The following is a 1,781-nucleotide window of genomic DNA, read 5'->3' on the forward strand; positions in this document are numbered from 1 at the left end:
AGCTCTTGTTTTTGATGCATATTCATAAAAAGCACGTCACCCTTTCTCATTAACATAAGAGAATAGTAACGTGCTTTTAAGTTTAAGAATATTCTAAATCCTTAAGTTGATGGATGTGGGGTAGCACCACATACCCATCAACTTAAGACTTTAAAATTCCCCAAAACGAAAATTTTGTGCATTATGCTCGTTTTTATTGTTTTGAAGTAACCCGTTCTTTTTAGCTTGATAATGATGGGATGGTAGGCTAATTAGACAAGTTACAAATACAATTGACAGAAAAATGGATATTTAGTATAATAATTTTAATATTATGTTTATTTAATTTAAAGAGGTGTTATATGTTTAAAAATAAAAAAGGAATTCGACTTGGTTTGTGGTTATTTGTCTCCTTATCTGTAATTCAGTTTACTATTGGCTATATAGAAGGATATTATAAAGCCTCTACAGGTAATGAATTATTAATTTCAGAAACATGGAAAACAGTATTATTAGATGTTCCTGAAGGAATACTTGTTATTTTAGGAGCAATCGCTTTATATCAATTTACAAAAAAAATACCAGGAAAAAAGGCCTCTGTATAGAGTTTTTTTCTGGTTGTTATTTTGAGTACCATCCCATGGCTATTAAGCTAACATTTTGAAGTGCCACCATAATGAAAATTTCTTCTGTTCATTTCTGGCAACCTTTATGTGAGTTAAGGGTGCAGGTTAGCCGAAGAAAAGAAAGGATTTCCACGAGGGTTATGGAGTATTAAGTGATGAGAGAACGAGGGGGATTTTGAATGACACTACATATTAGTAAAGAATTAAATAAAAACGATAAACAATATATTGACGATGAACTTTACAGGTTCAATTTAAAGCATTTCCCAAAAGATTTGGGAGGTAGATATGAAGAAATCAATTTATTCCTTAAGGATGAAAAGGGCAAGGTTCGTGGTGGAATACTAAGTGCGGTATGTTGGAATTGGCTGGAGATTTATACTGTTATATTAGATGAGGACATTCGACACTCTGGGTATGGGACTAAATTATTATTAGAGCTAGAGAAAATTGCTTTAGATAAAAAATGCGATTTCATAAAAGTAGATACCTTAAGTTTTCAAGCGTTAGATTTTTATAAAAAGAATGGTTATCAAGTGTTTGGCAGTATAGATAATGTAGGAAGAGACTTTGAGCATTATTATTTAAAAAAAGACTTGAAAGTTAAATCATAGTTGATATACAAAGGGTGCAATAGTTTAAAGTAAATGGGTCTTTGGTGAAAACGGGACGCTGGGGTAGTCCTTTTTTCTTATTCAATAAACTCGTTAGCATCTCTGGAATAAGGGGTCACCTTACATGCCCATTAACTCAAGAGGTTTTAATACCCTCAAATGCCCATTAACGTTATCCTTTCTAAACAGGCTAAATTAGAAAGGATGACGTTTTTTTATGAATCTCTCGATTCAAGGTGAACTACAGCCATTTACGGAAGAATTACAACGATATTTTACACCTGTATTTTTAGAAAAACTTGTAAGGGAAGTCGGATTTATAAAGAGAAAACGTAAGTTTTCTGGCTCAGACTTAGCTACTATGTGTATTTAGGTTTATTTGGCATGCTCATTTTTAAGAGTGTTGTAGTTTATTTGAACGAAAGTTCATTTTGTTTCCGTTCTTAAGTTGATGGGCATGGGGTAGCACCACACATCCATCAACTTAAGATACATTTGTATATAAAAGTTAAGGTTTTCCAAGTAGTTTTTCATTGCCTTTTACATATGTCTTAAAAGTACG

At 32.3% G+C, this 1,781-nt stretch carries 2 protein-coding genes and 1 pseudogene; all 3 read left to right on the forward strand.

From position 1 onward, the window contains the following. Positions 1 to 341: 341 nt before the first annotated feature. Positions 342 to 584 carry a DUF3937 family protein gene (locus MR065_RS26955; RefSeq protein WP_025149299.1) on the forward strand — a complete coding sequence of 81 codons (243 nt, stop codon included), beginning with the start codon at positions 342 to 344 and terminating at the stop codon, positions 582 to 584. Positions 585 to 784: 200 nt separating this feature from the next. After that, positions 785 to 1,219, forward strand: a complete 435-nt coding sequence (locus MR065_RS26960) for a GNAT family N-acetyltransferase (protein ID WP_025149298.1) — start codon at positions 785 to 787, stop codon at positions 1,217 to 1,219. Between the two features lie 217 nt (positions 1,220 to 1,436). Next, positions 1,437 to 1,589 (forward strand): annotated as a pseudogene (locus tag MR065_RS26965) (IS4 family transposase); the annotation flags it as partial. Positions 1,590 to 1,781: the final 192 nt, after the last annotated feature.

The sequence above is a fragment of the Bacillus cereus group sp. BfR-BA-01383 genome, from assembly GCF_022663495.1.
In the GTDB taxonomy this organism is placed as follows: domain Bacteria; phylum Bacillota; class Bacilli; order Bacillales; family Bacillaceae_G; genus Bacillus_A; species Bacillus_A cereus_AU.